This is a genomic window from Mesorhizobium loti, assembly GCA_014189435.1.
Classification (GTDB): Bacteria; Pseudomonadota; Alphaproteobacteria; order Rhizobiales; family Rhizobiaceae; genus Mesorhizobium; species Mesorhizobium loti_G.
Genome location: CP050293.1, coordinates 3652643 through 3677731 on the forward strand (window position 1 = coordinate 3652643; position 25089 = coordinate 3677731).

Annotated in this window: 24 protein-coding genes, 1 tRNA gene and 1 pseudogene; 15 read left to right on the forward strand and 11 right to left on the reverse strand. The window is 61.1% G+C overall.

What is annotated here, in order from left to right; translation table 11 throughout:
- The first annotated feature begins 163 nt into the window (after positions 1-163).
- The gene (locus tag HB777_18020) at positions 164-1063 is read left to right on the forward strand and encodes an alpha/beta hydrolase (protein ID QND65618.1); all 900 of its coding nucleotides are present in this window, start codon (positions 164-166) and stop codon (positions 1061-1063) included.
- Positions 1064-1122: 59 nt separating this feature from the next.
- Here HB777_18020 and HB777_18025 read toward each other — a convergent pair whose 3' ends face one another.
- Positions 1123-2214: a site-specific integrase gene (locus HB777_18025; GenBank protein ID QND68807.1), complete on the reverse strand. Its 1092-nt coding sequence runs from the start codon at positions 2212-2214 to the stop codon at positions 1123-1125.
- Positions 2215-2452: 238 nt separating this feature from the next.
- On the reverse strand, positions 2453-3583 hold the full coding sequence (locus HB777_18030) for a porin (GenBank protein QND65619.1): 1131 nt from the start codon (positions 3581-3583) through the stop codon (positions 2453-2455).
- Between the two features lie 451 nt (positions 3584-4034).
- Here HB777_18030 and HB777_18035 point away from each other — a divergent pair.
- The 3 genes and pseudogenes from HB777_18035 to HB777_18045 all read left to right on the forward strand — a co-directional run bounded on the left by HB777_18035 (position 4035) and on the right by HB777_18045 (position 6005).
- A tRNA-Ser gene (locus HB777_18035) sits at positions 4035-4125 on the forward strand.
- A gap of 148 nt (positions 4126-4273) precedes the next feature.
- Positions 4274-5419: a porin gene (locus tag HB777_18040; GenBank protein ID QND65620.1), complete on the forward strand. Its 1146-nt coding sequence runs from the start codon at positions 4274-4276 to the stop codon at positions 5417-5419.
- Between the two features lie 372 nt (positions 5420-5791).
- Positions 5792-6005: pseudogene (locus HB777_18045) on the forward strand (IS5/IS1182 family transposase).
- A gap of 41 nt (positions 6006-6046) precedes the next feature.
- Here HB777_18045 and HB777_18050 read toward each other — a convergent pair.
- Entirely contained in the window at positions 6047-7714 is a 1668-nt protein-coding gene (locus tag HB777_18050) for a tetratricopeptide repeat protein (GenBank protein QND65621.1), read from the reverse strand.
- A gap of 116 nt (positions 7715-7830) precedes the next feature.
- Here HB777_18050 and HB777_18055 point away from each other — a divergent pair, with 116 nt between their 5' ends.
- The gene (locus HB777_18055) at positions 7831-8943 is read left to right on the forward strand and encodes a pyridoxal phosphate-dependent aminotransferase (GenBank protein QND65622.1); all 1113 of its coding nucleotides are present in this window, start codon (positions 7831-7833) and stop codon (positions 8941-8943) included.
- Between the two features lie 36 nt (positions 8944-8979).
- On the opposite strand, the gene HB777_18060 is transcribed toward HB777_18055, so the two are convergent.
- Positions 8980-9972 (reverse strand): GNAT family N-acetyltransferase, encoded by a 993-nt coding sequence (locus tag HB777_18060; protein ID QND65623.1) that lies wholly within the window; start codon positions 9970-9972, stop codon positions 8980-8982.
- A 166-nt stretch (positions 9973-10138) separates the two neighbouring features.
- Between HB777_18060 and HB777_18065 the strand changes: the two genes are divergently transcribed.
- From HB777_18065 to HB777_18075, 3 genes are all read left to right on the forward strand, one after another.
- A complete protein-coding gene (locus tag HB777_18065) occupies positions 10139-10423 on the forward strand; it encodes an acylphosphatase (GenBank protein QND65624.1) in 285 nt (94 codons plus the stop codon).
- A gap of 69 nt (positions 10424-10492) precedes the next feature.
- Positions 10493-11143 (forward strand): TetR/AcrR family transcriptional regulator, encoded by a 651-nt coding sequence (locus HB777_18070; GenBank protein ID QND65625.1) that lies wholly within the window; start codon positions 10493-10495, stop codon positions 11141-11143.
- Between the two features lie 65 nt (positions 11144-11208).
- Positions 11209-12372 (forward strand): isovaleryl-CoA dehydrogenase, encoded by a 1164-nt coding sequence (locus tag HB777_18075; protein ID QND65626.1) that lies wholly within the window; start codon positions 11209-11211, stop codon positions 12370-12372.
- On the opposite strand, the gene HB777_18080 is transcribed toward HB777_18075, so the two are convergent.
- Together HB777_18080 and HB777_18085 are read right to left on the reverse strand one after the other, a co-directional pair.
- A complete protein-coding gene (locus tag HB777_18080; GenBank protein ID QND65627.1) occupies positions 12369-12737 on the reverse strand; it encodes a type II toxin-antitoxin system HicB family antitoxin in 369 nt (122 codons plus the stop codon). The two genes, HB777_18075 and HB777_18080, sit on opposite strands and share 4 nt — an antisense overlap.
- Positions 12734-12988: a type II toxin-antitoxin system HicA family toxin gene (locus HB777_18085; GenBank protein ID QND68808.1), complete on the reverse strand. Its 255-nt coding sequence runs from the start codon at positions 12986-12988 to the stop codon at positions 12734-12736. The genes HB777_18080 and HB777_18085 overlap by 4 nt, the downstream gene beginning before the upstream one ends.
- A 118-nt stretch (positions 12989-13106) precedes the next feature.
- On the opposite strand from HB777_18085, the gene HB777_18090 reads away from it, so the two are divergent.
- Both HB777_18090 and HB777_18095 read left to right on the forward strand, forming a co-directional pair.
- A complete protein-coding gene (locus HB777_18090) occupies positions 13107-14714 on the forward strand; it encodes a methylcrotonoyl-CoA carboxylase (GenBank protein QND65628.1) in 1608 nt (535 codons plus the stop codon).
- Positions 14715-15025: 311 nt separating this feature from the next.
- Positions 15026-17008: an acetyl/propionyl/methylcrotonyl-CoA carboxylase subunit alpha gene (locus tag HB777_18095; protein QND65629.1), complete on the forward strand. Its 1983-nt coding sequence runs from the start codon at positions 15026-15028 to the stop codon at positions 17006-17008.
- A 90-nt stretch (positions 17009-17098) separates the two neighbouring features.
- On the opposite strand, the gene HB777_18100 is transcribed toward HB777_18095, so the two are convergent.
- Both HB777_18100 and HB777_18105 read right to left on the reverse strand, forming a co-directional pair.
- The gene (locus HB777_18100) at positions 17099-18220 is read right to left on the reverse strand and encodes a branched-chain amino acid ABC transporter substrate-binding protein (protein ID QND65630.1); all 1122 of its coding nucleotides are present in this window, start codon (positions 18218-18220) and stop codon (positions 17099-17101) included.
- Positions 18221-18612: 392 nt separating this feature from the next.
- Complete coding sequence (locus HB777_18105) at positions 18613-18879, reverse strand: sel1 repeat family protein (protein ID QND65631.1); 267 nt, start codon at positions 18877-18879, stop codon at positions 18613-18615.
- 449 nt (positions 18880-19328) lie between these two features.
- Between HB777_18105 and HB777_18110 the strand changes: the two genes are divergently transcribed.
- The 5 genes from HB777_18110 to HB777_18130 all read left to right on the forward strand — a co-directional run bounded on the left by HB777_18110 (position 19329) and on the right by HB777_18130 (position 23023).
- Positions 19329-19670, forward strand: a complete 342-nt coding sequence (locus HB777_18110; protein ID QND65632.1) for a DUF2147 domain-containing protein — start codon at positions 19329-19331, stop codon at positions 19668-19670.
- Between the two features lie 225 nt (positions 19671-19895).
- A complete protein-coding gene (locus HB777_18115) occupies positions 19896-20054 on the forward strand; it encodes a hypothetical protein (protein QND65633.1) in 159 nt (52 codons plus the stop codon).
- A 40-nt stretch (positions 20055-20094) separates the two neighbouring features.
- The gene (locus tag HB777_18120; protein ID QND65634.1) at positions 20095-20289 is read left to right on the forward strand and encodes a hypothetical protein; all 195 of its coding nucleotides are present in this window, start codon (positions 20095-20097) and stop codon (positions 20287-20289) included.
- A gap of 116 nt (positions 20290-20405) precedes the next feature.
- On the forward strand, positions 20406-21911 hold the full coding sequence (locus HB777_18125) for an AMP nucleosidase (protein ID QND65635.1): 1506 nt from the start codon (positions 20406-20408) through the stop codon (positions 21909-21911).
- Positions 21912-21982: 71 nt separating this feature from the next.
- Positions 21983-23023, forward strand: a complete 1041-nt coding sequence (locus tag HB777_18130) for an AP endonuclease (protein ID QND65636.1) — start codon at positions 21983-21985, stop codon at positions 23021-23023.
- 57 nt (positions 23024-23080) lie between these two features.
- Here HB777_18130 and HB777_18135 read toward each other — a convergent pair whose 3' ends face one another.
- From HB777_18135 to HB777_18145, 3 genes are all read right to left on the reverse strand, one after another.
- Positions 23081-23929, reverse strand: a complete 849-nt coding sequence (locus HB777_18135) for an IS3 family transposase (GenBank protein QND68809.1) — start codon at positions 23927-23929, stop codon at positions 23081-23083.
- Positions 23878-24228 carry a transposase gene (locus tag HB777_18140; GenBank protein ID QND65637.1) on the reverse strand — a complete coding sequence of 117 codons (351 nt, stop codon included), beginning with the start codon at positions 24226-24228 and terminating at the stop codon, positions 23878-23880. The genes HB777_18135 and HB777_18140 overlap by 52 nt, the downstream gene beginning before the upstream one ends.
- A 156-nt stretch (positions 24229-24384) precedes the next feature.
- The gene (locus tag HB777_18145; protein ID QND65638.1) at positions 24385-24984 is read right to left on the reverse strand and encodes a DUF922 domain-containing protein; all 600 of its coding nucleotides are present in this window, start codon (positions 24982-24984) and stop codon (positions 24385-24387) included.
- Positions 24985-25089 lie beyond the last annotated feature (105 nt).

Consider the following 25089-nt stretch of genomic DNA (forward strand, 5'->3'; position numbering starts at 1 on the left):
AAGCCGAGGTGACATCCAATCTCCCTCCTTGAGGGGGAGATGTCCGGCAGGACAGAGGGGGGGCGCTGTCCCTCCAACGTCTCCAAGGCGGTATCCTTCTATTTGACCATCCTTACCCTCGCCTGTAGCAGTCAGGGATGATCTGATCAGGGGGCCCTTTCAAATGTCAAACAACCAGGGCTTTTCCGACTTCTTCTACACCGCACCGGATGGGCTTGACCTCCATGCGCGCGTCTACGGCGAAGCAAATTCCGCACCCTGGCCGGTTGTCTGCCTGCCAGGCTTGACCCGCAATGCCAAGGATTTTCACGAGCTGGCGCTCTATCTGTCGACGCATGCGGCAAGTCCGCGAAAGGTCATTGCCTTCGACTATCGCGGGCGCGGGCAGTCGGCGTATGATCCCGAGGTCAAAAACTACAAAGTCGGCATGGAAGCTAGCGACGTCCTTGCCGGGCTGGCGGCGCTGAACATCGAGGAAGCAGCCTTCATCGGCACCTCGCGCGGCGGGCTGATCATCCATGTGCTCGGCATGATGCGGCCGGCTGTCCTGAAAGCCATTGTTTTCAATGACATCGGACCGGTGATCGAGGCGGCTGGGCTTGCCCATATCCAGTCTTATCTCGAGCGCGACCCGACACCAAAGACCCACGCACAGGCAACTGCCGCCCAGCGCGGCGTGCATGGCAAGGACTTCTCCGCACTTGCCGGGGCGGATTGGGACCGGATGGTATGGGCTCTCAATCGTGAAACAGACGCTGGCCTGGTGCCGGATTTCGACCCGAAGCTGGTCGATACCGTCGCCAGTCTGGATCTGACGCAGCCGCTGCCTGATCTATGGCCCCAATTCGAGGCATTGGCGGCTATTCCCTTGCTCGCCATTCGCGGCGCCAATTCGAGATTGCTGTCTGTAGACACGCTGAAACAGATGCGAGAGCACCATTCCATGATGGAAGCGATCACCGTCGCGGGTCAGGGCCACGCGCCATTCCTCGAGACCGGCAGTCTGCCCAACGACATTGCAGCTTTTCTTGATCGGGCCGAGCGGCAGAATAGCCATAAGTAACCCCCAAGACCAAACAAGGTCCTGGGATGGTTACAATAGTATAGGCTGAGCTCGCCGGCCTACTTGGCTTTTGAACTTTTCCGAGGCGCTTTCGGCGATTCCTTTGCCGTGGTCGTTTCGCCCCTCTGTTTCCGCTCTGCCGTCGGCGACGAAGGCGTCGTCACGGGTGAAGAAAACATGGAGCCTTCCGCGCAGTTGCCAGTCGGCTGAGTCGATCGAGGCGTTTCCAGCACGATGACACAGCCGTCGAGATCGTTCGTGGCCAGATGCGCGTAGCGCATGGTCATCGACAGTGTCTGGTGGCCGAGCCACATCTGCACGCGACGGATGTCGATGCCGCCCTGGACAAGTCGCGAGGCGCAGGTGTGGCGCAGTATGTGCGGCACCACCTGGTCGTCGGCGCCAAGGCCGACTTCGGCCTTTGCGTCGTTCCAGATGGCACGGAACTGTGCCTGGCTGAGCTTGGTGAACGGGCCCTTTGGCCGGCGGCCTTCGGCGGGTGGCAGCTTGATGACTTCCTTGACCCGCTCGGTCATCGGAATGGTGCGGCTGCGGCCGGATTTGGTGATCCAGAAACTGACGCGATGCTCCTGGATGTCATTCCAGATCAGCCCAAGCGCCTCGCCGAGACGGCATCCGCTGTCGACCAGGAAGACGGAAAGCCTGTAGGCGTCCTCGCTGCGGCTCTTGATGGCAGCGAACAGCCTGGCCTCTTCGTCCCTCTCGAGGAAACGAATCCGTCCCGCCCGCTCCTTCTGGCGGCGGAACTCAGGCAGGCTGTGGATATCCCCCATCTTGTGAGCCTTGCGTAGCAGTTTGCTAAGGGCAGCCATCTTTCGATTGATGGTTGCGTTGCTGTTGCCGCGCTGGCGCAAGGTGCCGATAAGGTTGTCCAGGGTACTCTGGTCAAAGGCGCTGAATCGCTCCCCAAGGAGAAGCTCATCTATCTCGCCGATGAAAGAGCTGACATTGTATTTATGCCGCCCATCATCCCACAATATGTCCCGGTATGCTAAAAAAAGCTCTCCGACCCTGTGCGACTTTACTTCTCTGATCTTGTTGTAACTGTATCGTATCGTCGAATTTTGAGAAGAAAACATCGAAAAATGATCAGAGGGCTCGCCCTCTTGAATCGCTTCGTTCGTCATCATTTGCCACACCCCCGAGTGGGATAGATCAGCCCTATCCGCTTGGGAGCGTCCTTTCAAGAGATTTGAATCACGCGATTGTGATTTCATCCGCCCATCAGCGGATCCCACGAAATCACCTGCGGATCCTATTCAGCTACCGTTACCCCCATCCTTCTGTTTGCGTTGACCCAGTCACGAAACAAAAACAGCCCGGGCGTTTGCGCGCCCGGGCTGGATTTCACCTGTAAGGAACCAGCCCTTAGAACGTGCGCTGGAAGCGGAGGATACCACCGACGCCGTCATCGCTGGCATGCCAGTCGCTGTCGCCCTTGTTGAAGTAATCGACTTCGCCCGTGATCGTGAGGCCGGGAACGATGTCGTAGGCAACGTTCGCGGCCAGGCCGAAGGTCTTGCCTTCGTCATACGAAGCCTGGACGTTGAACGAGGTCTTCTCGTTGAACTTGTAGGTGCCACCGCCCCAGATCGCCCAGTTGCCGTCCCACAGCTTGTAGAAGTCGTGGTCCGCCTGAGCACCAAGGATAGTGGTGTTGTCGTTCGAGCCGTAACCGCCGATGATGAACAGCGACAGTTCGTTGGTGGCGTTCACGTCCAAACGGACCTTGCCGGACCACTCTTCGTAGTTGCTGTCATAAGCAAGCACGCCGGTGATCGCGCCCCAGCCCTGCGTGTACTTCACGCCGCCGGTGACATGCGGAACATAGCTGTCGATCGTGTTGTCGCCGTAGCCTTCTTCGAGCGAGACGACGGCCGAGAAGCCGTTGCCAGCATCGAAGTAGTACTGGACGACGTTGGTGTCGAACGAGCCGTAGGGAACGAGCGTATCGTCGATGACGTTGCCGGCGTAGCCGATGAACGTATCGAAGGCCGATTCGTCTTTACCGACGCGCAGGCCACCGAGCTGGATCCAGGCGAAGTTCAGCGAAGTCTTGCTGGTTCCGTCTGCATTGTTATTGCCGGCCTGCCAGCCATCGCCACCAAGCGCGTAGTCGCCGCTGCTGTTGGCGAAGTTGAAGCGGGTCTCGGTGTAGGTCTTCAAGGTGCCGAGCTCGGTTTCCTGGCCGGTCCAGGTCCTCAGCGTGAAGCGTGCCTGCTTGTAGTAGGTGTCATTGCTGTCACCGGCATCCAAATGATCCGGAACGTTCTGCACGCCTTCGCGGTCACCCACGCCGATCGTATAGCGGACATAGCCGCCGATGCGCAGGCAGGTTTCGGTGCCGGGGATGTAGAAGTAGCCAGCGCCGTAGACGTCGCAAATCTTGACGTATTCAGCGGGTTCCGGCTCGGCGACGACGACGGCGTCGGCGGCGCGCGCACCGGAAACTGCGATCAGGGCCGCAGCGGAGCCGAGGAGAAGGCTCTTAATGTTCATTTTCTGACCTCCAGTCAAAAGTTAAAAAACGGGTCTGGGTATTCTTTGCTGAAGGACAGCGTTCCCTGCCCCATCCCCACTACCGAAAAAGATGCGCACCGCGCCGCTCCTTCGAAATCGACATTACCCATGAGCCGGCGGCGTTCAACCACGATCGTACCGGCGAAAGGGCTGTTCGGCTGCTATCCCCTGGCGTTGTTGCACAAATGACACGATTTGGCCTCACTCAGAAAGCTCTCGTTAACTATCAGGCCCACCGCAACCGCTTATTTCGTGCCGAATCCGGCGATCGGCCGACGGAATCATGGCCAGGCCCCGAGTCGCCAGCCAGGGAATTGCCGCAGAACCGCCGCATCCATGGAAAGCCGCGGTTCGGCGCCCTCATATTTTTCCACATAATGACGCGGGCTTGTTGATTGTGCCGGCGCTTTTCTTTATCCAGCGGCGCAACGGAGAGGTGGCCGAGTGGTCGAAGGCGCTCCCCTGCTAAGGGAGTAGAGGTCAAAAGCTTCTCGTGGGTTCGAATCCCATCCTCTCCGCCACTCTTGCCTGCCCGTTGGCGGCATCTCAAAAATTATCCCATTAGAACAGACAGATAGCTGGACATCTCGCTATCGGCGCCGCGCGTTTCGGCGCCCAAATACGCCGAAATCAACGCTGTTTCGTTCGATTCTGACTGGAGGTCAGAAAATGAACATTAAGAGCCTTCTCCTCGGCTCCGCTGCGGCCCTGATCGCAGTTTCCGGTGCGCGCGCCGCCGACGCCGTCGTCGTCGCCGAGCCGGAACCCGCTGAATACGTCAAGATTTGCGACGTCTACGGCGCTGGCTACTTCTACATCCCCGGCACCGAGACCTGCCTGCGCATCGGCGGCTATGTCCGCTACGACATCGGCGTCGGCGATCACGGCACCAACGATGGCGTCAACAACGTCCCGGATCACATGAATTCCGGTGACACCAACGACACCTACTACAAGCAGGCCCGCTTCACGCTGAAGACCTGGACCGGCCAGGAAACCGAACTTGGCACCTTGAAGACCTACACCGAAACCCGTTTCAACTTCGGCAACAACACCGGCGACTATGCTCTTGGCGGCGACAACTGGCAGGGACACAACAAGGACGTCTCGCTGAACTTCGCCTGGATCCAGCTCGGTGGCCTGCGCGTCGGTAAGGACGAATCGGCCTTCGATACGTTCATCGGCTACGCCGGCAACGTCATCCAGGATACGATTGTCCCTTACGGCGGCTTCGATACCAACGTGATCCAGTACTACTTCGACGCCGGCAACGGCTTCTCGGCAGTGGTCTCTCTCGAAGAAGGTTACGGCGACTACTCGATCGACAGCTATGTTCCGCATGTCGTCGGTGGCGTGAAGTGGACGCAGGGCTGGGGCGCGATCACCGGCGTTGTCTCGTATGACAGCAACTACGAAGAAGTCGCTGGCAAGGTTCGCCTGGACGTGAACGTCAACGACGCACTGTCGCTGTTCGTCATGGGCGGCTACGGCTCCGACGACAACCTCGGCGATGGCCCCCTTGTCGGGGCTGGCGGCCGCGGCTTCTACAAGCAGTGGGGCGGCAACTGGGCGGTGTGGGGCGGTGGCACCTACAAGTTCAACGAGAAGACCTCGTTCAACACCCAGGTATCGTATGATGACTGGAAGAACCTCGGCATTGCGGCGAACATCGCCTATGACGTCGTTCCCGGCTTCACGGTCACGGCCGAAGTCGACTACCAGAACGTCGGCAGTGACGACCCTGCGAAGGGTTGGTTCGGCGCCGACAAGAAGAGCAACATCGGCGGTATCCTCCGCTTCCAGCGCTCCTTCTAACAGACATCGCTTCGGCGAGATCGAAAACCCGGCGGGCAACCGCCGGGTTTTTTTAGGACCTTATGCGACCATTACACGTGGTGCCGCAGTTCGCTGTCTTACCTTTGGTTCGGCATCAACAGCGAAGGTCGCGGACGCATTGCCGCAAAGTTCGTTGGCAAATTTCGGAATTGGATTAGCCGACCGTGAACTATCCGCAAGCCATTGATCTGGCATGTTGATTGATGCGAATAGCGGCTTTGGAATTGCAGGATTGGCGGTATTTTGGCGCCGTTTTCTTGCAAATCGGTTTGCGATTCCCTTGTGCCGCGGAGCGTGTTTCACTCGGTTCAGCGGCGGCGAATCGAGGGGACGGCGAATGTCCCTGTGCCCACCACGCTGAAGCGCTCCAAGGGGTGGCCAGTTCGCCCTGCATGCAAAAGCACTGCCCGGCAATCCCTATGACGGCCACACGCTGGCAAGCGTCATCCCCGACATGGAAAAGACCAACGGCAACGAGATCGGCCGTATCCTCGCCGACGCCGGCTACCGCGGCCACAACGCACCGCAGAGCCACAAGTTCAGGGTCTTCACCGCCGGCCGGAAGTCGGTCGCCGCTTAGGGGCCGGATTGTTCACGGTCGACGGATTATTTGTCCGCCAGGTCGCCCAACGCATCAATCAGCGGCTGAATTTCGTTTTCATAATTCTTCCAGCGCTTGACCGACGATGTATAGATCGGTTGACGAACCTGCCAGCGGCTGGGCGTGTTGACAGAACCATCCCTGTCGAAAAAGCGCAGACAGGCATCATCCCAAGGCAGCCCGAGATAATCTATCAGGCGGCGCGACTGCGCTTCCTGATCCTCGACCAGCGTTTCGTAGCGATTTTCGAAGATAAGGCCTGGAAAAACCTCGTTCCAATGGCGCATCAGTCGGTCATACTCGCGATAGTACAGGCCTAATTTCCGCAAGTCGGTATTGTAGCTGTGTCCTTTGTTGAAGCTCTGGACAAAGCAAGAGACGCAATTGTCGATGGCGTCACGGCGGCAATGAATGATGCGCGCGTTGGGAAAGAGAAGGCCGATAAGGCCGATCATTTCAAAATTGTGCGGCATCTTGTCCACCACGCGAAGCGCGGCAGGCGCCCGCTCCCGCAAATACGACAGATGTTCTTCCGCCAGCGTTCTGGACAGGTCTTGCGTGATCGACATGACCGGCCGTCTCAAATCTCCGGCCGATGAGGTTTTAAGGCCGATTGCATTGGCGACCCGCCTTAATTTGTTAAGCTCGCCTGCCCCATGAACATCGGGATGGCTGGCGCAGATCTGTTCCGTGAGCGTTGTGCCCGACCGCGGCATGCCGACCACGAACACAGGCACTTCGGAAGGATTTCCATAACCGGCCCTGGCCGCCAGAAAGTCCGGCGTGAAGGTTTCAATCAGGGAGTCGACCCAGCGGCGATACAGAACGATATCGAAGGTGTAGCCGGAGGCCCGTTTCGCCCGGTTGAAATGGTCGAATGCCTCACTGTAGCGCTTGAGGTCGTTCAGTACCTTGCCGGCAGCGTGATGGAGCTTGTAAGCACCGTCCGGATCAAGCTTGGGATTGCCGAGTTCACGCAGGATGGATTGGAGTTCCTCCGGCTCTTCGGTGAATTTTTTCGTCTGCACAAGGTCGTTGTAGGCAGCCGGCACATCGATGCGACGTCCGATTGCTTGTTTCAGACAGGCGGCGGCCTCATCCATGCGCCCCAGGCCGCTGAGCGCGCTGGCCAGCCCCGCCCGCACTTTGGGATGATCGCGGTTGATCTTGAGCGCCTTCTCGTAAAGCGGCAAAGCCATGTCGGGTTTGTCAAACTTGGTGTAGGCGCGCCCCAGTGCACAAAGCACCTCGATAAGGCCGGGCTGCAGTTCCAAGGCATACAGCATATGCCTGATGGCTGGCGAATATTCGCTGACCTTCACATAGGCCTCGCCCAGGCTGAGGTGGTAGTATGGGTTTTCAGGTTCCTCGCCGACCGCCCGCGCGAAATATCGCAAGGCCATCTCGTCATCGTAACGCTGGTATAGGGTCCCCAAGATGTACAGAGCGAGCGGATGGTTTGGCGTGCGCGCCAGAACCCGAAGGCACAGGTCCTGAGCCTCGTCGAGCCGCTCGGCCTGCTGAAGGGCATAGGCCTGTTTCAGCAGCGCTTCGTCGGCCTGCGCACGAGCGTTTCCTTGATTCACTATCGGCTTCAGTGTCGGCCCCTTCGCTTTCGGCGCGGGTCCGGGCTTGATGTGCTTTGACCAAGCAGGCGGGAGACGGTTGTTCATGATATCTGGCTAGCAAAAAGAGCCGCAGGAATCCAGCGTCGCGGATCTGCCTCACGGCAACTTGCACCGGCCAGACGGGCGCGCTAGCAAGAAGGCCCTTTTCAAGCGAGTTTCCCATGCGCCAGCGCCCTCCCCTCACGCCGCTCGTCGATGCGCTTCCGTCGACCGTGCCCTTCGTCGGCCCCGAAGCGCAGGAGCGCGAACGTGGCCGCGCTTTCCGTGCCCGCATCGGCGCCAATGAGAGCAGTTTTGGGCCTTCGCCGCGCGTCATCGCCCGCATGGCCGAGATCGCCCGCGACATGTGGATGTATTGCGACCCCGACAATTTCGATCTGAAGGTGGCGGTCGCCGCGCATCATGGCGTGAAGGCCGAGAACGTCGTTGTCGGCGAAGGCATCGATGGCCTGCTCAGCCTGGTGGCGCGCATGTATGTGGCGCCTGGCGATGCCGTGGTCACATCGCTCGGCGCCTATCCGACCTTCAACTTCCACATTGCCGGTGTCGGCGGGCGGCTGGTCACCGTTCCCTATGAGAACGACAGGGAAAGCCTGGACGGTCTGCTCGCGGCGGTGCGCAAGGACAAGGCACCACTGGTCTATCTCTCCAATCCGGACAATCCGATGGGCAGCTGGTGGGAGGCGGGCGAACTCATCGCCTTCATCGAAGCGCTGCCGGAAACCACCATGCTGGTGCTCGACGAGGCCTATGGCGAACTGGGCCCGGCCTTGGCGCTGCCGCCGATCGATATCTCGCGGCCAAACGTCATCCGCATGCGCACCTTCTCGAAGGCTTATGGGCTGGCCGGCATACGCTGTGGCTATGCGGTGGCCGAGGCTCAGGTGATCCGCGACTTCGAGAAGATCCGCAACCATTACGGCGTCAGCCGCATGGCGCAGATCGCCGGCATCGAGGCGCTTGCCGATCAGGACTATCTCAGGAGCGTGGTGGCGCGGGTCGCCGCCGGTCGCCGGCGCATCTCAGGGATAGCCGAGGTGAACGGGCTGAAGCCACTGGCGTCGGCAACCAACTTCGTCACCATCGACTGTGGTGGCGATGGCGCCTTCGCGCTGAAAGTGTTGCAGGGCCTGCTGTCACGCGACGTGTTCATCCGCAAGCCGATGGTGCCGGTGCTCGACCGCTGCATCCGCGTCAGCGTCGGCCTCGATCACGAGCTCGATATTTTTGCCGAGGAACTTCCCGGTGCTTTGGCGGCAGCGCGGGGGAATTAGGATACCGCTGGCGCGCAAACCAGCAGCAAAAGCTGCCTACAAATCCATCTCCCAGGTCTGGCCGATCAAATCCTTGCCGAAACTGTGGTGGTGCTCTTCGGAGACCAGCTTGAAGCCGGCGCGCTCGTAGATCGCGCGCGCCGCGACGAGAATGTCGTTGGTCCACAGCACCAGCCTGATGTAACCGCTGGCGCGGGCCTGGTTCACGCATTCCGCGACCAGGCGTTTGCCGATGCCAAGCCCGCGCGCCGCCGCCTCGACATGCAGCATCCTCAGCTTGGCCACTTCGTCGTCCTGATGAACCAGGAACACCGCACCGGCCGGCTGACCACCGCGTTCGGCGATCCAGCAGAAGTCGCGTCCGGGCACGAAATTGCGGATGAAATCGGCGCCGATCTCGGCGAGCATCGCCTCGAATTCGATCGTCCAGCCATACTCCTCGGCATAGAGCTGGGCCTGCCGCTGCACGACCCAGCCAACGTCGCCGACGCGATGCGGCCGCAGCGTCACCTCGCTGTTCTCAGCGGCGGGATCGCCCAGCAATTCCCCCGCCTTGCGCAGGGCGCTGCCCAGTTCCTGCAACCTGTGGTCAGGCAAATTCTCGATGAGCCGTGCCGTATCGCGATCCGCCGCAGCCTGGAGCCCTGAAAGGGCTGCCTCGCCTCTTGCCGTGAGCGACAGAATCCGCCGGCGCCTGTCGGCCGGATCGGTCCGGGTCTCGGTCAGGCCCTCGCCGGCGAACTTCCGCAGAATCCGTGTCAGATAAGCGGCATCGACGCGCAGTTGCCTTGATATTTCGGAGGCCGCCGGGCCGTTCTCCAGCCGGAAAGCCCCGGCCAGGAAACCTCGCTCGCCGGAAATCTCCGCGGAAGCCGGGCTGCTGTGGTGGCCCAGTTCGAACAGCACGCGCGCCTCGGTCAAGGTGAACGCGCTCTGCGTCAGGGTTTCGTCGAGAAGGCCGACGGTACGGGTGTAGAATCGGTTGAAGTGGCGGATTTGCGCCACCAATGCGTTGCGTTCGTCCAACATTTGCATCCAACTCCCGACAAGGCAGCTCCATTTTCCAAAAATTAGTGGACTGAGTCAACTAATTTTCAAAGCCAGAGAGCCCAGCTATTGCGTTGTGCGCGCAATTCTCAGGTTGCATTCCCTGAGCCATGCACCAGATTCCAACGAGACAGGCTTGGAGAGATTCATGGCTGGTCATCGCCGGAAAGTGCAGGCGCGCGTCTACGGCAATGTGCAAGGCGTCGGCTTCAGACTCTGGGTTCGGAGCGAGGCCACAGGCCTTGGTCTTGCGGGCTGGGTTTGCAATGAAGCGGATGGGTCAGTAACGACCCAGATTGCAGGCCTCGATGAAGCGGTCTCGACAATGATCGAGCGCCTCTGGAAAGGGCCGGCCGGGGCTTCGGTTTCGAAGGTCGACGTCGAGGAGTTGGCCGCCGGGGGCGCTTTCGTCGGGTTCAGGATCGTTGCATGAAGGTAGGTTTGGCTCGGCACTTGAATTAATTGAACGTTCGTTTTATTATTGCCTCGCAAGAGGGCTGACATGGCACGCACCACCGGATCCGATGGCGAAAAGACCGAAGCGACCATCCGTGAGGCGGCGGTCAACCTCATCGCGCGTTTTGGCTACGAGGCGATGTCGATGCGTCAGTTGGCCGCCGAAGTCGGCGTCCAGGCAGCAGCGCTCTACCGCTATTTTCCAACCAAGGAAGAGCTTCTGTTCACGCTGATGCGCGAGCACATGGAAGGTTTGACCGATGCGTGGGAAGCATCCCGCCCGGTTAGTGCAGATCCCGCGCAGCGGCTCTCAGCCTATGTCGAAAACCACATCGCTTTTCATATCGAGCGTCGGCACGCCACGCACGTGTCGAACATGGAATTGCGCAGCCTGTCGCCGGAAAGGCTGACACAGATCCTGCGCATGCGCACAGCCTACGAAAAGGAGCTGCGCGCCATCCTGCGCGATGGCGCCGAGGCGGGCGTCTTCAGCATCGACGACACCGGACTGACGGCGATGGCGCTGATCCAGATGATGACCGGCGTCATCGTCTGGTTTCGGCCGGGCGAACGGCTGTCGATCGGTGAAGTAACGGCGACATATCTTTCAATGACAATGCGGCTCGTCGACGCGAAGATCGACGCCTACAGCGCAGCGCGTCCCTTCGGACGCGCAAAGGACGCTGTAGCATTTTGATTTCGCGCATGATCCTTTCCGAAAATCGAAGTCGATTTTCGGGGTCATGCGGCAGGAGGAAAAGCATGTACACGAACACGCTCAGCTTCGGGCATGACGAGGAGATCGAGGCGCTGCGCGACATGGTGCGGCGCTTCGCCCAGGATCGCATCGCGCCGATCGCCGCCGACATCGATCGCTCGAACGAATTCCCGGCGCATCTGTGGGGCGAACTCGGGGCACTCGGCTTGCTTGGCATCACCGCCGACCCCGATTTCGGCGGCAGCGGCATGGGCTATCTCGCCCATGTGATCGCCGTCGAAGAGATCTCGCGCGCCTCGGCGTCGGTCGGCCTCTCCTACGGCGCCCATTCCAACCTCTGCGTCAACCAGATCAACCGCTGGGCGACGACGGCGCAGAAGGAAAAATTCCTGCCGCCACTGTGCTCGGGCGAGCGTGTCGGCGCACTGGCGATGTCGGAATCCGGCGCCGGCTCGGACGTCGTCTCGCTCAAGCTGCGCGCCGAAAAGCGCAACGACCGCTATGTGCTCAACGGCACCAAGATGTGGATCACCAACGGGCCGGATGCCGAGACGCTGGTCGTCTATGCCAAGACCGACCCGGAGCGGAAATCGCGCGGCATCACCGCTTTCATCGTCGAGAAGGCAATGGCCGGGTTTTCCGTGGCGCAAAAGCTCGACAAACTCGGCATGCGTGGCTCCAACACCGGCGAACTGGTGTTTAGGGATGTCGAGGTGCCCTTCGACAATGTGCTGCATGAGGAAGGGCGAGGCGTCGAAGTGCTGATGTCGGGCCTCGACTATGAGCGCACCGTGCTCGCCGGCGGCCCGATCGGCCTGATGGCGGCGTGCCTCGACGTCGCGATCCCCTATGTGCATGAGCGCAAGCAGTTCGGCCAGCCGATCGGCGAGTTCCAGCTGGTGCAAGGCAAACTGGCTGACATGTACACGACGCTGAACGCCGCCCGCGCCTACGTCTATGCCGTCGCCGCTGCCTGCGATCGCGGCCAGACGACGCGCAAGGATGCCGCCGGCTGTGTGCTATTTGCAGCCGAGAAGGCGACGCTGATGGCGCTGGACGCCATCCAACTGCTTGGCGGCAATGGCTATATCAACGACTATCCCACAGGTCGGCTTTTGCGTGATGCAAAACTCTACGAGATCGGCGCTGGCACCAGCGAAATCCGCCGTTGGCTGATTGGACGGGAAATCATGGCGGAGGGGGTCTAGTGCGCGCGGCTTGTAACTTTCGTGGAGTTTTCATCGACGCGCTTGCGGGCCGCTTCAGCGAGCGTATCCGACACCCATTGGTTGATCGATTTGCCGTCACTGACGGCTGCCCGACTGACAAGGCGATGGACTTCCGGCGTGGTGCGCAGAGCGAGTTTGCCCGAAAAAGGCTTTTCCGGCTCCTTGTTCTGTTCGGCGCAGAATTCAAGGTAGTCATCCACGCATTCATGAAAAGCCTTCAGCAACTCTTCCGCCGAAGCAGCTTCATATGTGAAGATGTCGCGAATGCCCACGATGCGACCATGAAACACGACGTCGCTTTCATCGAACTCGATCGTCCCCAGATATCCCTTGTAAGGCTTCATAGTTCGGCACCTGAATCTAAAAGGAAAGTCCTGATCTCTCGGATCACATATGCTTTCGTGTCGGGCGATGGATGGGGTCGATGCACGCGAAGCGTTATCCCGTTCAATGTGAAGCGCACTCGCGATCCACGCCCTTCGGACACTTGTGCGCCAAGCGCTATCAGCAACGCTTCGACGTCCCGCCATTTGATCGAGCCGCTTATCGGATTCGCAAAAATGACGTCCAGTGTCTGCTTGTGCTTTCCGCGCATGATGACCTCCATGGAATATGATCCGGCAGGGAAGCCGTGATCGCCGTTGGCGGTCGCACGTCATGCGCGACAAGATTTAATCTTGATAGCAAAATATGATATCATCGTGGATTTGTCAATGACAGCCCTCACCTCTCAGATCTCCCCCTCCTCCGAAACCTTCCGTGCCAATGCCGAGCGCATGCGGGCGCTGGTCGCCGACATTGCGGAGAAGGCTGCCACGGTCGAGCGCGGCGGCTCGGAGGAAGCGCGTGAGCGCCACGTTTCGCGTGGCAAGCTCCTGCCGCGCGAGCGCCTCGCGCAATTGCTGGATGTCGGTTCACCCTTCCTCGAGATCGGCCAGTTCGCGGCATGGTCGATGTATGGCGAGGAGATTTCGTCGGCAGGCATGATCGCCGGCATCGGCCGCGTCGAAGGCACCGAGGTGATGGTGGTCGTCAACGACGCCACCGTGAAGGGCGGCACCTATTATCCGCTGACGGTCAAGAAGCATCTGCGGGCGCAGGAGATTGCGCTGCAGAACAATCTGCCCTGCATCTATCTGGTCGATAGCGGCGGCGCCAATCTGCCCAACCAGGACGAGGTGTTTCCCGACCGCGAGCATTTCGGCCGCATCTTCTACAACCAGGCCAACATGTCGGCAGCCGGCATTCCGCAGATCGCCTGCGTCATGGGTTCCTGCACAGCGGGCGGCGCCTATGTGCCGGCGATGTCGGACGAAACGATCATGGTGCGCAACCAGGCGACCATCTTCCTCGGTGGACCGCCGCTGGTGAAGGCGGCCACCGGCGAAGACGTCAGCGCCGAGGATCTCGGCGGCGCCGATGTGCACACACGGCTCTCCGGTGTTGCCGACCACTACGCGCTGGACGACGACCATGCGCTCGCCATTTGCCGGCGCATCGTCAAAAACCTGAATCGGAACAAGACTGTAAGCCTGAACTTACAGAAGCCGATTCCGCCGCTTCATCCGGCGCATGAACTCTACGGCATCGTGCCGACCGATCTGCGCCAGCCCTATGACGTGCGCGAGGTGATCGCGCGCATCGTCGACGGTTCCGAATTCGATGAGTTCAAGCAGAACTACGGCATCACGCTGATCACCGGTTTTGCCCATCTGCATGGCATGCCGGTCGGCATCATCGCCAACAATGGCGTGCTGTTTTCCGAAAGCGCGCTGAAGGGCGCGCACTTCATCGAACTCTGCTGCCAGCGCAAGATCCCGCTGGTCTTCCTGCAGAACATCACCGGCTTCATGGTCGGGCGGAAATACGAAGCGGGCGGCATCGCCAAGGACGGCGCCAAGCTGGTGATGGCGGTCGCCACCGCCCGCGTGCCGAAGGTGACTGTCATCATCGGCGGTTCGTTCGGCGCCGGCAATTACGGCATGTGCGGCCGCGCCTATTCACCGCGCTTCCTGTGGATGTGGCCGAATGCCCGCATCTCGGTGATGGGCGGCGAACAGGCGGCAACCGTGCTCGCTATGGTCAAGCGCGAAGGCATCGAGCGCAAGGGCGGGGAATGGAGCGCCGAGGAAGAGGCAAAATTCAAGAAGCCGATCCTGATGAAATACGAGCATGAGGGGCACCCGCTCTACTCGTCCGCACGCCTTTGGGATGACGGCATCATCGATCCAGCGAGGACGCGCGACGTGCTGGCGCTCAGCCTGTCTGCCGCGCTCAACGCCGAAATCGAGGAGACGCGCTTCGGCGTGTTCCGGATGTGAGATGAACGATAGTCCGCGTATTCAGGTTCATGTAGAGCACTCCCTTGGTAAGGGAGGGGTCTACATTGTTGGGCAAATACCTGGCCAGATAGGCCGACGGGACAGCGCCCCCCTCTGTCCTGCCCGACATCTCCCCCACTTGGGGGAGATCGACCGGAACCTCGGCTTTCGCCAATCGCCACCGTTGAAAGGAGAGCGGCAGCGCTGAAACTGCCAATCTCCCCACCTGTGGGGGAGATGGCCGGCAGGCCAGAGGGGGGCGCGACAGAGCGCCTGCGTTGCTGGTCGCAAGCCCTGGCTATGGAGGCTCCATGTTCGCCAAGATCCTGATCGCCAATCGCGGCGAGATCGCCTGTCGTGTCATCCGCACGGCGCGGAAGATGGGCGTGCGCACAGTCGCCGTCTATTCGGATGCCGACGCGAAATCCCTGCATGTCGAGATAGCCGACGAGGCGGTGCATATCGGCCCCTCGCCTGCCGGCGAAAGCTATCTGCGCGGCGACAAGATCATCGCGGCGGCCCTGGCAACGGGCGCGCAAGCCATTCATCCAGGCTACGGCTTCCTGTCGGAGAATCCTGATTTCGTCGACCAGGTGGTGGCGGCGGGGCTCATCTTCATCGGCCCGTCGGCAGCCTCGATCCGTGCCATGGGGCTGAAGGATGCCGCCAAAAGGCTGATGGAAAAGGCCGGCGTGCCGGTGGTGCCGGGCTACCATGGCGAAGCGCAGGAGATCGTGCTGCTTGCGTCCAAAGCACGCGAGATCGGCTACCCGGTGCTGATCAAGGCGCGCGCCGGCGGCGGCGGCAAGGGCATGCGCCGGGTCGAGCATCCCGATGAGTTTTCCGAAGCGCTGTCCAGCGCACGGCGCGAGGCGAAGGCCGCTTTCGGCGACGATCGCGTGCTGGTCGAAAAATATGTCGACAAGCCGCGCCATATCGAAGTGCAGGTGTTCGGCGACAATTTCGGCAATGCGGTGCATCTCTACGAGCGCGACTGCTCGGCGCAGCGCCGCCACCAGAAGGTGATCGAGGAAGCGCCAGCCCCTGGCATGACGGCGGCTTTGCGCAAGGCGATGACGGAGGCGGCGGTAAAGGCCGCCAAGGCGATCAATTATTCGGGCGCCGGCACCATCGAGTTCATCGTCGATGCCTCGCAAGGCCTGAAGGCCGACCGCTTCTGGTTCATGGAAATGAACACCCGCCTGCAGGTCGAGCACCCGGTCACCGAAATGGTCACCGGCACTGACCTTGTCGAATGGCAGTTGCGGGTCGCATCGGGCGAAAAGCTGCCGAAGACGCAAAGCGAGATCGCGCTCGCAGGCCATGCCTTCGAGGCGCGAATCTATGCCGAGGATGCAGCCAAGGGGTTCCTGCCGGCGACCGGCACGCTGCATCATCTGAAATTCCCGGATGCAGCCCCCGAAGGCGCCACGATGCGCGTCGAGACCGGCGTGCGGGCGGGTGACGCCATCTCGCCCTATTACGACCCGATGATCGCCAAGCTGGTCGTCCACGCAAAGGACAGGCCGGCGGCTCTGGAAGCGCTTGGCGCGGCGCTGTCGCGAACCGAGGTCGCCGGCTCGACCGTCAACACCGCCTTTCTCGCCGCTCTTGCCGCCGATCCGGACTTTGCCGCCGGCGATGTCGACACCAGCCTGATCGCCAGGCACCAGACGGCGCTGACCCAGGTCGAGCCACCGAGAGGCGAAACCCTTGCTGCCGCAGCCCTTGCGGCCTCCGGCGCAGGAGCAGCGCCGTCATCCGACGAGCCGTGGTCGTCGCTTGCCGGCTACGCGCATTTCCACAGCGTGGCGCGGCGCACATGGCTGAAGTTCGGCGAAGACGATATCGCGGCGAAGGTCTCGGTGCGGCCGGACGGGCGATTCCAGGTCGCTCTGGACAAACCTTACGACGACACCAATTCGCATGATTTTCGCTCAACGCCACGCCTCGCCTGCTGGCCAGGCCACATCACCGTGTTCGAAGGCGCCGTCGGCTATACTTTTGTCGTGCCGGACCCCTTGGCACGAGCCGATGATGCGGCGGCAGGCGCCGGCAGCCTGCGCGCGCCGATGCCGGGGCTGGTCAAGCTGGTGCGTGCGGCAATAGGCGATGCCGTGATCAAGGGCCAACCGCTGCTGATCCTCGAGGCGATGAAGATGGAGCACACCATCGCCGCGCCACATGACGGCGTGATCGCCGAGATCGCCACAGAGGGCGCGCAGGTCACCGACGGGACGGTGCTGGTGCGGTTCGTCGAGGACCAAAACGCGTCGAGCACAGCAGCGAGCTGACGGCTCGGAAGGTAACCGGCGGAGCAAACAAGAAAATGGCCGGGACGAGCCCGGCCATTTCTCTATGCTATCCAGTCGCCAGGGTGGCGATTACTGCGCGATCGGCGCGTATTTGCCGTCATGCCACTGGTTGATGTCGTAGCTGGCATTCTTGAGGTCGCCCTTCTCGTCGAAGGTGACATCACCGACAACGGTGCTGATCGGCGTGCCGTTCTTCAGTGCTTCGGCAACCTTGGCCGGATCGTCGCTGCCGGCGCGCTTGATGCCTTCAGCGAAAGCCTGGATGGTGGCGTAGGAGAACAGCGTGAAGCCCTCCGGCACGAAACCGCCGGCCTTGATCTTCTCGACGGCTGCCTTGGCTTCCGGCTTTGCCTGCGGATCCGACGGGAAGACGAACATGGTGCCCTCGCCGGCCGGGCCAGCGACCTGCCAGAATTCCGGCGAGGCGATGGAGTCCGGCATGATCAGCTGGAACTTCAGGTTCTGTTCCGCCGACTGACGCAGAATCAGGCCAGCTTCGGGATGGTAGCCGCCGAAATAGACGACGTCGGCTTTCAAGTCCTTGAGCTTGGTGACGAGAGCCGAATAGTCCTTCTCGCCAGCGTTGATGCCGTCATAATAGACCTCCTTGAGGCCGCCGGCATTCATCGTTGCCTTGACGGCGTCAGCCACGCCCTGTCCGTAGGCGCTCTTGTCATGCAAGACGACGACATTCTTGCCGGCAAACTTCTTGGCGATCCATGGGCCGATGAAGGCGCCTTGCGCATCGTCACGCGTATAAAGGCGCATGATCGTCGGCCAGCCGGCCTTGGCCGCCGCGTCGGTCAGCACCGGGTTGGAAGAAGCCGGGCTCATCATCAGAGCGCCGGCTTCGGCATAAACGGCCGAGGCCGGAATGCTCGAACCCGAGCAGGCATGGCCGTCGATGAACTTGACGCCGTCGGCGACAACGCGGTTGGCGACCGACACGGCCTGCTTGGGATCGCACTGGTCGTCTTCGATATCGAGCTTGATCATCGACCCGTTGACGCCGCCAGCGGCGTTGATCGCGTCTGCAGCGGCCTGTGCGCCCTGCTTGAACTGATCGCCGATGGTGGCGAGCTGTCCGGTCATCGGGCCGATCACCGCAAAGGTGATATCGTCGGCGAATGCGACCGGCGTGCTCATCATCAGGCCGAATATGGCCGCGTTCAAAATACTCAATTTTTTCATGATGGTAGAACTCCTCCACTCACGCGCGGCCGCCCCGGCCGCGCTTCTTCCAGAGAGGCGGGACAATTTCATCCTTCATTGGGCCTGTCTAGGCGCATTGGCGCCGCTCGATTGGGCCTGCAAGACGTCATCCACGCAAAAAGCCACGCCAGCCTTGTTCCGGCTGGTCGTGGCTTTTTTGCCCGTCGAGCAATCTCCAGGCGCCCCCGCGCCTAAAAATCCCGCTCACCTTCCCTGTGTCGCGCACGACTGGGCCTGCGACCCGCCGCGTTCTCTTTCTTAGCATCGTGGCCGTCTTGCGCGGCCTTCAATTCCGCCGGGTCTGGCCGTCTGTGCGGTCTTGATCCCGGAGCTTCCCTGTCTTCGATAAGCCTGTCTGCGACTGGCAGATATCAGTGCATGGTCATCCATTCGCGGGCTTCGCGAAGCGCCTTGGCGATCTCGATCTTCGACATGGCCGCCGACAGTTCGGAGCGCAATTCCGCGGCGCGGGCCGAGCCCTTGATCGCAGCGATGTTGAACCATTTGTGGGCGGCAACGACATCGGTCTCGCAATCGCGGCCGGTCGCATACATCATGCCCAGTTCGAAAAGAATGTCGGCCTGGGCAGTTGCCCCCATGGCGCCGAAACCTGCTTCAAGCATTTCAAAACGTGCCATTTCAATCCCCTGTTTCCGGCCCCTGTCAGGCTCCCGAGAGCTGCCTTCTTTCGTCCTTGCTGGCTGCTCTTCCGATGCTTTCGAGAATGCCGTGCAGGCTTGAATCCGTCGTTAAATGGCGTGCTTAATTTGAGGAAAACAAAGCTAAAACAAGAGGTAAACGCTGAAATTCGTTAAGGATACAAAGCCAGCAATTCAGCCTGCTTGCGTCAAATTTGACGAAAATTTCCCGGCACCAAGTCAAGACTCCGCTAACCACGGGAGACAAAGGCGATGCGCCGATCGTTTCATTTCCTTGGCCAGGAGGCACATTCCGGGGCTTTCAAAATCCGAAAGTCTTCCGTTCCGGCACCGCTTTTGTTTTGCTGGGAGCTGGATTAGCTTACGTTTGCGTAAACGGCAGACCGGCGAGGCGGAGCATCCGGCCGGACATCCAAAGGGAGGAAGACATGTTTCGAAAAGTGAGCCTGGCCCTTGTGGCCACATTGATCATGGCGGGCGCGGCATGGGCCGATCCGATCGAAGGCAATTGGAAGACACAGGCCGGCGACACCGCAGCCATCGCTGGCGGCGGCTCGTTTTCCATCACGCTCAAGTCCGGCAAATATGCCGGCAAGACCATCGGCTCGCTCAAGGCGACAGGCGACAACAAATATGCCGGCAACATCACCGATCCGGCAAACGACAAGACCTATTCGGGCAAGGCGACATTGTCGGGCACCTCTCTCAAGATGAGCGGCTGCGTGCTCGGCGGACTGATCTGCAAGAGCCAGACCTGGCACAAGCTCTGATCGACCGCATCGTTCTGACATGAGGACGGGGCCCGAACGGGCCCCGTTTTCGTTTTGCGAGGCGCTACGCCCGGACTCCCGTCGCCTCCCGCCCCCCGCCGTCGAAACCGACGCTGGGGCCGGCAAAATCGCGTCAATCATCTTGAACCGCAGATGAACGCCGGCATCAGAGCCGGTTCAGTTGCATCAGGGCATTCTCCGACGTGTTGAAGGAGACCCGACCCAATGCTTGCTCGCCGCTTCACCATCGTCTGCCTGCTGATGAGCCTGTTTGGAATGTTCTTCGCCATCCTCGTCGCTGAAGCGGGCCGTCCGGCCCGCGCCTGGGACGAAGCCAGTTCGAGAACCTGCCGCCTTGCCTGCCCCACTCACCTTCGCAACTGAACACAGAAACCAAGACCTCGAAAAGAAAAGCTGAAACACCATGAACCGCATCGCCGCCAACGCTCTCAAGACCCTTCGGCTTCTGCCGCGGGCGGCGCTTATCCTGACGGTTCTGGCCGCTCCGGTTCTGGCCGTGCCGATGATGCGCACTGACACCGGCTCGACGATCGACGCACCGGCTCTGAAGAAGTCCGGCGTCGGCTTCGTGCTCCTGGTCAGCCTGCAGCGCGGATGAGGACGTCTCGCGCATGTCGCTGTCCCGCGACATGCGTCGGAAAGAAAAGCGACGCTTTGGCGGCCTTCGACAGCGACACCCCTCCCAAGTGCCGATCCAAGTCTCTATATTGAGCCATGGAAAAGCGAATCTACCCTCAAGCCATCGAATCTGTCGTCATGCCGGAGCCCTTTGGCCGGCAAAGCTTTGATAGCGCCGAAAAGGCCGTCAAGGCACTGCAGGTGCTTTACGACCGCAACACCAAGTTCCTGCGCGACTCCTTTGCGGAACTGGCGGCAGCGGGCGGCGACAATGGCAAGCGCTACCGGGCCTTTTATCCGGAGATCGGCGTCACCACCAACTCGTTCACCCAGATCGACTCGCGCCAGGCCTATGGCCATATGCCGACGCCTGGGCATTTTTCGACCACCATCACCCAGCCGGGTCTGTTCGAAAGCTATCTTGTCGAGCAGTTGCGCCTGATCATGCGCAATCATGGGGTTGCGGTCACGGTGTCGGAATCGACCACGCCGATCCCGCTGCATTTCGCCTTTCTCGAAGGCACCCATGTCGACGGCGCGGCGGCCGAGCGCATCAAGCGGCCGATCCGCGACCTGTTCGACGTGCCGGATCTCGACGGCACCGACGACCAGATCGCCAACGGCACCTTCGAAGTGGCCTTCGGCGAACCTCGGCCGCTGGCGCCCTTCACGGCGCAGCGCATCGACTATTCGCTGCACCGCCTGTCGCACTATACGGCCACCACGCCGCAGCATTTCCAGAACTTCGTGCTGTTCACCAATTACCAGTTCTATATCGACGAGTTCGTCGCCCGCGCCCGCGACCTGATGGCCAATGGCGGCGGCGGATACACCGAGTTCGTCGAGCCCGGCAATGTCACCACCAGGGTCGGGCAAAGCGCGCCCAGCGAAGGGCTTGCACCGCCGCGCCTGCCGCAGATGCCGGCCTATCATCTGAAGAAGCGCGGACATGGCGGCATCACCATGGTCAATATCGGCGTCGGCCCCTCCAACGCCAAGACGATCACCGACCACATCGCGGTGCTGAGGCCGCATGCCTGGGTGATGCTTGGTCACTGCGCCGGTCTGCGCAACACGCAGGCGCTGGGCGACTATGTGCTGGCGCATGCCTATGTGCGCGAGGATCACGTGCTTGACGACGATCTTCCGGTCTGGGTGCCGATCCCGCCGCTGGCCGAGATCCAGGTGGCGTTGCAGGAAGCGGTCGCCGAAGTCACCGGCCTGTCCGGCTATGATTTGAAGCGCATCATGCGCACCGGTACCGTCGCCACAATCGACAACCGCAACTGGGAACTGCGCGACCAGCGCGGCCCGGTGCAGCGGCTGTCGCAGTCGCGGGCGATCGCGCTCGACATGGAATCGGCGACGATCGCCGCCAACGGCTTCCGCTTCCGCGTGCCCTACGGCACGCTGTTGTGCGTTTCGGACAAACCGCTGCATGGCGAGTTGAAGCTGCCCGGCATGGCGACCGAATTCTACAAGCGCCAGGTGGCGCAGCACCTGACGATCGGCATCAGGGCTATGGAGAAGCTTGCGGAAATGCCGATGGAGCGGCTGCATTCGCGCAAGCTCAGAAGTTTTTCGGAGACGGCGTTCCAGTAGGCCGGTTCCACGCATCGCATGGGCATTTCGTCATCTTGATTGAGCCGCATTTCTGCCGATAAGCAGGCGGCATGGAGAGAGCGAGCTTCGGGACATTGCTGATGTCGGTTGCATTCCTGGCAATGCTCGCCTGTTCGATCGCGCTGGTGGCCGGGTTTTTCGGAACGCTGCATCCGGCCTTCGATTCCTTCTCGCATTTCCGCATCCACCTTGCCGTGCTGATGGCGCTTTGCGCGCTGCCGCTGCTGGCCACGACATTTCGCCTGCAAGCGGCGGTGGCGCTGCTTTTGGCCGTGGCGGCCTTTGCCACGACCTTGAACACTTTGCCCGGTCTATGGCCGGTTCAGGCTGCCTATGAAGCCAAGAGCCAGGATCATGCGACCTACAAGCTGCTGCAGATGAACCTGCGCTACGACAATCCAACGCCCAAGAAGGTGCTGTCCCTGATCGGCCGGACCAATCCCGATGTGATCACCCTCGACGAGGTCTCGGCGATGTGGGCGACCGAGCTTGGCTATATCAGCAGCGCATACCCATACCGGATCCTCTGCCCCTATCCGAACGGCATATTCGGCGTCGCGCTGCTCTCGCGGCGGCCCTTTGCCGCCGGCACTGAGGCGCGTTGCGAACGGCGCGGCGCCATGGCGACAGCAACCGTCGACTTCGGCGGCATCGATGTCGATGTTGCCGCCATCCATCTCAGCTGGCCGTGGCCGCGCGAACAGTATTGGCAGATCGGTGAGCTGACGGAATCGCTCTCCGCGCTCGGCGAGACGGCCATCATGGCGGGCGACTGCAACGCCGTGCCATGGAGCGCCGCCGTGCGGCGCGTCGCCTCGCTTGGCGGGCTGACCGTCATGCCGTCCGCCGGACCGACCTGGATCCACATCAAGCTGCCGGATTTCCTGCGGCGCTTCGCCGGCCTGCCGATCGACCAGGTGTTCAGCAAGGGCGGCGTGACCATCCATTCCGCGACAAGGCTGGAGGACACCGGCTCGGACCACCTGCCGGTCATGGTGGAATTCTCGCTCAGGCTGAACCAGCCAAAGCCGGCGGACGAGCATGAGACCGCGACCGTGTCGCTGAGACCGGCCGGAAAAACGCCAGGCTAGTGCATGTCGCCCAAAAGTGTCCCCGGTTTGGAGTGCGCCCCTTGGGGTGGACACTGATCAGGCTGCGGTTTTGGCCGTCTGCGGGATGTGTTGATCCTCGAACTGTTGCGGACTGAGATATCCCAGCGCCGAATGGAGCCTGCGTTTGTTGTAGACCTCGTCGATGAAGTGGGGAAGGTGCGCGGCGACGTCCTGGAAGGTTTCGAGCGCCATCGGATAGACCGCCTCGAGTTTCAGGGTCTTCATGAAGCTCTCCGCTTTGGCATTGTCATAAGGATTGCCTCTGCGGCCCATCGAGCCGGCCAGACCGTGGCCGGCGAGAAGCTGCCGGTAGGCTTGGGCAGCATATTGGGAGCCGCGATCGGAATGATGAACGCAGCCTGGCGGTGGCTTTCTCCGCTCGATTGCGGTGCGCAAAGCGGCGCCCGTCAGGCAGGCATCGATCGCGCCGCCGATGGCGTAGCCGACGATCATGCGCGACCAGGCATCGAGAATGATGGCGACGTAGACGAAGCGGGCCGGCAGCGCGACATAGGTGATATCGCCGACCCAGAGCTGGTTCGGGCTCGTCGGGACGATGTCCTTTGCCAGATTGGGGAAGATAGGGCTGTCATGATTGCTATCGGTGGTGGCGACGTAGCGCCGTCTGAACGTCGGCTGCAGGCCGTGGCCGCGCATCAGGCGGCGGATCTTCTTGTGGTTCACGACAAAGCCTTGCTGATGCAAGGCCGCGCCCACGCGGCGGTAGCCATAAAACTCGAATTCGTCGCAGATCGCGAACATCGCCTCGACAATCGCGGTGTCGTCGGCCGCCCTTGCCGGGTGGTCGTAAAAGGTCGAACGCGCCATGCCCATCAGTCGGCATCCTTCGGCGACAGAGAGGCCGCGGGGCCGGTGATGGCGGATGTGATCCCGCTTTTCGGCCGCGGTGCGCTTTTCAGAGCCCCCTTTAGAAACTCCAGTTCCAGAGCCTGCTTGCCCACTAGCCGCTCAAGCGCGGCGATCCGCGCCTCATATTCCGTGATCAGAGCGGCCGACGCCGTATCTTCATCAAAACCGCCTGCCTCATACTTGCCAATCCAGACACCGATCAGGGTGCGCGTGATGTCGTGCCGCTTCGCCAAACTGTGTAGCGTCTCGCCCGACAGATATTCCTGTACGACCTGACGCTTAAACGTGATGCTGTAACTACGATGTCTTGCCATGGTTCCCTCTTCGAAAACCCGACAGCCATGGTCAATTCCTCAGGACGATCTGTCCACCCCAAGGGGCGCACTTCAGTTTTGGGAGGACGACATGCACAAAACCAAAGACCTAAAGCGCGTCGCCTGAATCCGTTCGAACGCGACGCGCTTAGAAGATCAAGGCTTGATCAGAGCGGCGACGAGATGCTCGACATGGCCACCGTTGCGATGCTCGCGGGCGTCGAAAGCGATCTGCTTGGCCTCATATGCGGCATAGGTGGCCCTGATACGCCGCTGCGCCTCGCGGCGTGTCTTGTAGCAGGACCGGTCATCGGCAATCCTGAGGCCGGAGATCGACCTTTCGGTGGCGCGCATCATCTCCCTGGCGATACGGCCATGGGTTTCTTCATGCGCGCGGACGCCGGCGAAGAACCGCGTCCAGCGCTTCTGGAGCGCCGGCGGGGTGGCCGAAGCGACATGCGGAAACGTATAGAAGAGATTGAGCGTGCCGTTGGCGCGCCGCAGACGGCAGACGCCATTGTCCTGGCCGGCGTCAAGGTCCCAATCCACGGTGTAGCCGGTCTGGGCGATGGCGTGCGTCATGAAGCCGTGCTTCGGCCCCTTGCGGTCCATCGCCTCCATCAGCGCCAGACCCGTGGTCCCGGTGATATCATAGGTCCGCGTCTTGACGACCACCCTTGTGCCGGCCGAGGCCGCCGGAGCGGAACCGAACAGCGCGCCGATCGTCAAAAGACATGCCAGAACCGCCAAGCGCATTGGCCATCTCCGTATCGTCAGAAGATGGAACCATAAGCGCGCGGCAGTTTCAACAGTCCTAATATTTCGGGGCAGACCCGAGCCTTCGCCGGCCTTTTGCTTGCG

Excerpts from the sequence above, each read along its gene's own strand:
- HB777_18025 (QND68807.1), bottom strand. The coding sequence starts at position 2,214 with ATGATGACGAACGAAGCGATTCAAGAGGGCGAGCCCTCTGATCATTTT.
- HB777_18050 (QND65621.1), bottom strand. The coding sequence starts at position 7,714 with ATGAACAACCGTCTCCCGCCTGCTTGGTCAAAGCACATCAAGCCCGGA.
- HB777_18080 (QND65627.1), bottom strand. The coding sequence starts at position 12,737 with ATGAAGCCTTACAAGGGATATCTGGGGACGATCGAGTTCGATGAAAGC.
- HB777_18130 (QND65636.1), top strand. The coding sequence starts at position 21,983 with ATGGAGAGAGCGAGCTTCGGGACATTGCTGATGTCGGTTGCATTCCTG.
- HB777_18140 (QND65637.1), bottom strand. The coding sequence starts at position 24,228 with ATGGCAAGACATCGTAGTTACAGCATCACGTTTAAGCGTCAGGTCGTA.
- HB777_18115 (QND65633.1), top strand. The coding sequence starts at position 19,896 with ATGCTTGCTCGCCGCTTCACCATCGTCTGCCTGCTGATGAGCCTGTTT.
- HB777_18100 (QND65630.1), bottom strand. The coding sequence starts at position 18,220 with ATGAAAAAATTGAGTATTTTGAACGCGGCCATATTCGGCCTGATGATG.
- HB777_18065 (QND65624.1), top strand. The coding sequence starts at position 10,139 with ATGGCTGGTCATCGCCGGAAAGTGCAGGCGCGCGTCTACGGCAATGTG.
- HB777_18030 (QND65619.1), bottom strand. The coding sequence starts at position 3,583 with ATGAACATTAAGAGCCTTCTCCTCGGCTCCGCTGCGGCCCTGATCGCA.
- HB777_18040 (QND65620.1), top strand. The coding sequence starts at position 4,274 with ATGAACATTAAGAGCCTTCTCCTCGGCTCCGCTGCGGCCCTGATCGCA.
- HB777_18120 (QND65634.1), top strand. The coding sequence starts at position 20,095 with ATGAACCGCATCGCCGCCAACGCTCTCAAGACCCTTCGGCTTCTGCCG.
- HB777_18105 (QND65631.1), bottom strand. The coding sequence starts at position 18,879 with ATGGCACGTTTTGAAATGCTTGAAGCAGGTTTCGGCGCCATGGGGGCA.
- HB777_18125 (QND65635.1), top strand. The coding sequence starts at position 20,406 with ATGGAAAAGCGAATCTACCCTCAAGCCATCGAATCTGTCGTCATGCCG.
- HB777_18070 (QND65625.1), top strand. The coding sequence starts at position 10,493 with ATGGCACGCACCACCGGATCCGATGGCGAAAAGACCGAAGCGACCATC.
- HB777_18095 (QND65629.1), top strand. The coding sequence starts at position 15,026 with ATGTTCGCCAAGATCCTGATCGCCAATCGCGGCGAGATCGCCTGTCGT.
- HB777_18145 (QND65638.1), bottom strand. The coding sequence starts at position 24,984 with ATGCGCTTGGCGGTTCTGGCATGTCTTTTGACGATCGGCGCGCTGTTC.
- HB777_18090 (QND65628.1), top strand. The coding sequence starts at position 13,107 with ATGACAGCCCTCACCTCTCAGATCTCCCCCTCCTCCGAAACCTTCCGT.
- HB777_18020 (QND65618.1), top strand. The coding sequence starts at position 164 with ATGTCAAACAACCAGGGCTTTTCCGACTTCTTCTACACCGCACCGGAT.
- HB777_18055 (QND65622.1), top strand. The coding sequence starts at position 7,831 with ATGCGCCAGCGCCCTCCCCTCACGCCGCTCGTCGATGCGCTTCCGTCG.
- HB777_18075 (QND65626.1), top strand. The coding sequence starts at position 11,209 with ATGTACACGAACACGCTCAGCTTCGGGCATGACGAGGAGATCGAGGCG.
- HB777_18060 (QND65623.1), bottom strand. The coding sequence starts at position 9,972 with ATGTTGGACGAACGCAACGCATTGGTGGCGCAAATCCGCCACTTCAAC.
- HB777_18085 (QND68808.1), bottom strand. The coding sequence starts at position 12,988 with ATGCGCGGAAAGCACAAGCAGACACTGGACGTCATTTTTGCGAATCCG.
- HB777_18110 (QND65632.1), top strand. The coding sequence starts at position 19,329 with ATGTTTCGAAAAGTGAGCCTGGCCCTTGTGGCCACATTGATCATGGCG.